The sequence below is a fragment of the Bacillus sp. LL01 genome, from assembly GCF_001037965.1.
In genome coordinates, this window is sequence record NZ_LFEL01000111.1 from 1 (window position 1) to 5,482 (window position 5,482).

At 38.5% G+C, this 5,482-nt stretch carries 6 protein-coding genes; all 6 read left to right on the plus strand.

Annotated elements, in window-relative coordinates; genetic code table 11:
- The coding region (locus tag AB685_RS25605; RefSeq protein WP_047973415.1) for a PTS transporter subunit EIIC at positions 1 to 753 on the plus strand (753 nt) is incomplete at its 5' end.
- 162 nt (positions 754 to 915) lie between these two features.
- The gene (treC, locus tag AB685_RS25610; protein WP_047973416.1) at positions 916 to 2,595 is read left to right on the plus strand and encodes an alpha,alpha-phosphotrehalase; all 1,680 of its coding nucleotides are present in this window, start codon (positions 916 to 918) and stop codon (positions 2,593 to 2,595) included.
- Positions 2,596 to 2,618: 23 nt separating this feature from the next.
- The gene (gene treR / locus AB685_RS25615) at positions 2,619 to 3,335 is read left to right on the plus strand and encodes a trehalose operon repressor (protein ID WP_047973417.1); all 717 of its coding nucleotides are present in this window, start codon (positions 2,619 to 2,621) and stop codon (positions 3,333 to 3,335) included.
- A gap of 115 nt (positions 3,336 to 3,450) precedes the next feature.
- A complete protein-coding gene (locus tag AB685_RS25620; RefSeq protein WP_047973418.1) occupies positions 3,451 to 3,933 on the plus strand; it encodes a glutathione peroxidase in 483 nt (160 codons plus the stop codon).
- A gap of 111 nt (positions 3,934 to 4,044) precedes the next feature.
- Positions 4,045 to 5,127, plus strand: coding sequence for a nitric oxide synthase oxygenase (locus tag AB685_RS25625; protein ID WP_047973420.1), 1,083 nt, complete (start codon positions 4,045 to 4,047; stop codon positions 5,125 to 5,127).
- Positions 5,128 to 5,254: 127 nt separating this feature from the next.
- The coding region (locus tag AB685_RS25630) for an ATP-binding cassette domain-containing protein (protein WP_047973419.1) at positions 5,255 to 5,482 on the plus strand (228 nt) is incomplete at its 3' end.

Genomic DNA, 5,482 nt, shown 5'->3' on the forward strand with positions numbered 1-5,482 from the left:
TTATTTGGATTTGATATCGCGCAAGTAGGTTATCAAGGACAAGTTCTTCCGATTTTATTTGCATCGTTTGTACTTGCTAAAATTGAAGTATTTCTTAAGAAACGTATTCCAGATGGATTCCAACTATTAGTCGTTGCTCCTATCGCGTTGCTTGTAACTGGTTTCTTATCCTTCATCGTTATTGGTCCTATCACATTTGCTATTGGGAATGGAATTACAGATGTGTTTGTAGGTATTTTTGATAACTTTGCTGCTGTTGGTGGTTTATTATACGGGGCTATTTATGCGCCTCTTGTTATTACAGGTATGCACCACACATTCCTTGCAGTTGATTTGCAATTAATTGGAAGCACTGGTGGAACATTCTTGTGGCCGATTGTGGCGCTATCAAATATTGCTCAAGGTTCTGCAGCTCTTGCTATGTACTTCGTTTTACGAGATGACAAAGTAAAAGGTTTATCGTTTACATCTGCTGTTTCAGCTTATCTTGGGATTACTGAACCGGCTATGTTCGGGGTTAACCTACGCTACCGTTTCCCATTTATTTGTGCGATTATCGGTTCAGCGATTGCAGCTGTGTGGATTACCATTAATGCTGTAACAGCTCCTGCCATTGGTGTAGGTGGCTTGCCAGCGGTCTTCTCGATTGAAGGCGGAAAATGGTTAGTATTCTCTATCGGTATGGTTATTGCATTTGTTGTACCAATCGTCCTAACGTATCTATATGCGAAAGTACGTAAGCCAAATCTTTAAGGATAATTGGAAGTAATGATTGAAGCCATTTGTTGGTCAGCTTATTCATAAGTGAATAAAGGCTGAGTACGAATGGCTTTCTTGTTTTTTAATAGGAAAAAAGGTAAACTTAACTTGTATATACAAGTTAAGTTTTAAATGTGATAAGGAAGGTGACAACACATGAATGAATGGTGGAGAAAGTCAGTCGTATATCAAATTTATCCAAAGAGCTTTAATGATACAACAGGAAATGGAGTAGGTGATCTACAAGGGATCATTGAAAAGCTCGATTACTTAAAGCATCTAGGAGTAGATGTACTTTGGTTAACGCCGGTGTATGCATCCCCTCAAAAGGATAACGGGTATGATATTAGTGATTATTATTCGATTCACCATGAATACGGTACAATGGAAGACTTTGACCGTTTACTAGAAGAAACGCATAAACGTGGAATGAAACTAATTATGGATTTAGTCGTGAATCACACATCGACTGAGCATGGTTGGTTTAAAGAATCTAAGCAATCAAAAGACAATAAGTATCGTGATTTTTATATTTGGAAAGATGCAGTAGACGGGGGTGAGCCGACTAACTGGCAATCTAAGTTTGGAGGGAATGCTTGGAAATGGGATGAGAATACCGAGCAATACTACTTACACTTATTTGATGTGAGCCAAGCTGATCTGAATTGGGAAAACGAAGAGCTACGTCAACATGTCTATGAGATGATGCATTTTTGGTTTGATAAAGGAATTGATGGCTTTAGGTTAGACGTAATTAACTTGATTTCCAAAGATCAATCATTCCCTAATGATGACGGTTCTGTTGCACCGGGAGACGGACGGAAATTTTACACAGACGGACCGCTTGTTCATGAATATTTACAGGAAATGAATCGTGAAGTTTTATCAAAATACGACAGTATGACGGTTGGAGAAATGTCATCAACTTCAATTGATCACTGTATTAAATATTCAAATCCAAAGCGTAACGAACTCAGTATGACGTTTAATTTCCATCATTTAAAAGTTGATTATCCGAACGGAGAAAAGTGGGCACTCGCTGATTTYGACTTCAAAGCCTTAAAGCAAATCCTTACAAAGTGGCAAGTTGAAATGAATAAAGGTGGAGGTTGGAACGCGTTATTTTGGTGCAACCACGACCAGCCCCGTGTCGTTACTCGTTATGGAAATGATCAAGAATTTCATAAAGAATCTGCAAAAATGCTTGCGACAACTGTGCACATGATGCAAGGGACTCCTTATATTTATCAAGGGGAAGAGTTTGGAATGACTGACCCGAAGTTTAAGTCTATCGATCAGTACCGTGATGTCGAGACCCTTAACTATTACGAGATCATGAAAGAAAAAGGGATAGCTGAAAGTGAAATTATGGCGATCATCGAGCGTAAATCTCGTGATAACTCAAGAACACCTGTTCAATGGAATACTAGTGAGCATGCTGGCTTTACAACGGGAACACCGTGGATTGATGTAAGTGAGAATTACAAGCAAATTAACGCCGAGAATGCCGTAGCCGATCCAACCTCCATCTTCTATCATTACAAAAAGTTAATTGAGTTACGTAAAGAATACGATGTGCTCACTTATGGTGATTACAACTTAATTGTAGAAAATGATGATCAAATCTTTGCTTATGTACGTACTTACCAAGATGAACAATTAGTCGTTGTTAATAACTTCTATGGACAAGAAGCCTCGATTGATCTTGAGCAAGTTCTAGGTGAATTTGCACAGTCGAAGCTTTTAATATCGAACTACACAGATTCAGCTGAATTACCCGAACTTAAAACGCTACGCCCTTATGAATCACTCGTTTATCAAATTAAAAATTCATGATAAACTACGATGGGTGGTAAATAATGACGAAAAGTAAATTCCGATTAATTTATGATGAATTAGCCCAAGAGATCCAAAAAGGAAATAGAAAAGCCAATGACCTTCTTCCTTCTGAGAATGAACTTGCAGAGACGTATCAAGCTTCTCGTGAAACGATTCGTAAAGCATTAAAGCTACTCTCAGAACATGGATACATTCAAAAAGTTCAAGGGAAAGGGTCGATTGTGCTTGATATAAGTAAAATTGATTTTCCGATCTCAGGGCTAGTTAGTTTTAAGGAACTAGCAGATAAAATGGGGAAACGTGCAAGAACCACGGTAGTATCCATAGAGCGTCAACGCGTTAATGAATTTTTAAAAGAACATCTTCAAACGCAAGAAAGTGAAGAAGTATGGTCTGTAGCGCGTGTGYGCGAGATCGATCAAGAAAAAATCATTCTTGATAAAGACTTCTTACGTGCTGAAATTGTCCCTTCTTTAACAAAAGAAGTGTGTGAACAGTCCATTTATGCGTACTTGGAGAAAGAGCTCGGGCTGGTTGTGAGTTTTGCAAAAAAGGAAATTACTGTAGAAGAGCCGACAGAAGAAGACCTAGAATTATTAGATTTAGAAGGCTATTCAACAATTGTGGTCGTTAAAAGTCATGTTTATTTAGATGATGCACGACTTTTTCAATATACTGAATCAAGACATAGACCAGATAAATTTCGTTTTGTAGACTTTGCCAGACGAGTGAGGTAAGAGAAGAGAGCCTAATCAATTATGATTGGGCTCTCTTTAAGTTGTTTTGTTAGGATGTTACGTTTTGGTTTTGTATAATGAATGTAAATAGCAAGATCTAAAGGAGGAAGTAGAAATGACAAGTGTTCATGACTTTTCTGTGCAAACCTCAAAAGGTGAAGAAGTTGCTTTATCGAAGTATGAAGGCGATGTAATGGTCATGGTTAATACGGCCACAAAGTGCGGATTAGCTCCGCAATTCGTAGGTCTTGAGAAACTTCATCAAGAATACAAAGATAGAGGCTTATCTGTTCTCGGTTTTCCTTGTAATCAATTCATGAATCAAGAACCAGTCAGTGATGACCAAATGACTGAGGCGTGCAAAGTGAATTTTGGTGTGACCTTTCCTTTGTTTGCAAAAATAAATGTAAATGGGTCAAATACACATCCCCTATACAAGCATTTAAAAAAAGAACAAAAAGGACTTCTAAGCTCAGAGATCAAATGGAATTTCACGAAGTTTCTTGTTGATCAAAAAGGGAATGTTGTGAAGCGATTTGGTCCTAATACGCCTCCAGAAAAAATGGAAGAAGATATTAAGCAATTGCTTGATAAATAATTACAAATAGTAGCTATTTGGAAACATTTTTTTGTTCCAGGTAGCTTTTTTGTCGGTAAAATAGACATGGTAAGTAGAACGGTGTAGGTAGGTGGTGGAGTGGTGAGTGAGATGAACGCAATACTAAGTAAAGCTTCAATATTTTTAAGCGAATGTTACAAAGAGCTCGGTTATTCGCCTATGGAGCTAGAAAGTAGACTTCAAGAAGTTAGTCGGGAAATGAAGGAAACAGGCACCTATACACATACAACAGAAGAATTACGACACGGAGCAAAAATGGCTTGGCGAAATAGTAATCGCTGCATTGGTCGTTTGTTTTGGGAGTCGATGCATGTACTTGATGAACGTGAAGCTACAACGGAGGATCAAGTAGCAGAGTCGCTATTTTATCATTTGAAATATGCGACAAACGCAGGGAAGATTATCCCTACGATCACCGTATTTAAGCCTGTACATAACGAGAAGGTGCCCGTAAGAATTTGGAATCACCAATTAATTCGCTATGCAGGCTATGAGAATGAAAAGGGTATCATTGGWGATCCCGCTTCGATTGCTTTTACGAAAAAATGTCAGGAGCTTGGTTGGCAGGGTAAGGAGACCCCTTTTGATATATTGCCTCTTGTTATCCAATGTGATCATAAAGAGCCAAAATGGTTTGACATTCCAAAAGAGTGTATTATAGAAGTTGCGATTACTCATCCTACAATTAATTCGTTTAGTGACTTAAAGCTTAAGTGGTACGGGGTTCCATTTATTGCTGACATGAGGCTTGAAGTTGGGGGCATTGATTATGTCGCCGCACCATTTAATGGGTGGTATATGGGAACAGAGATTGGAGCAAGGAATTTTGCTGATGAGACTAGGTACCATATGCTTCCTAAAGTGGCAGAACTATTAGGGCTTGATTGTCGGAAGGAAGCCTATCTGTGGCGTGATGAGGCTTTAGTTGAATTAAATCGTGCGGTGCTTTACTCCTTCAAAGATGCAGGTGTGAGCATCGTTGATCATCACACAGCGGCTAAACAGTTTAAGCATTTTGAAGAGAGGGAGCATGAAGCAGGAAGAGTTGTAACAGGGACGTGGTCTTGGTTGATCCCGCCAGTTTCACCAGCGACCACTCATATTTTTCATAAAGATTATGAAGATAAAGTTTTGACTCCAAACTACTTCTATCAAGACCTACCGTATGATTAAAAACATACACACTTATTGAAAGAACAATAAGTGTGTATGTTTTTTTATGGAGGGTGAAGGTGCATGTTGAAGAACGTTGCGATACAATGAATTGGTAGAGAAGACGAACAGTAAAGGGCGGACGAATATGAGTATTTTACAAGTAGAACATTTAACGAAAACGTACGGTGAAAAAACGCTTTTCAATGATCTTTCATTTACTATTGGAGAGAAAGAGAGAATAGGATTAATTGGGATTAACGGAACTGGGAAATCTACTCTGTTAAAAGTTCTTGCAGGGATTGAGGGTATGGATCAAGGAGAATTAATTCATGCTAATGACTTTCAAGTAGAGTACCTCCCACAACAGCCAGAG

What these genes read in the sequence shown, in the direction of transcription:
- AB685_RS25620 (WP_047973418.1), top strand. Translation starts at nt 3,451, where the DNA reads ATGACAAGTGTTCATGACTTTTCTGTGCAAACCTCAAAAGGTGAAGAA.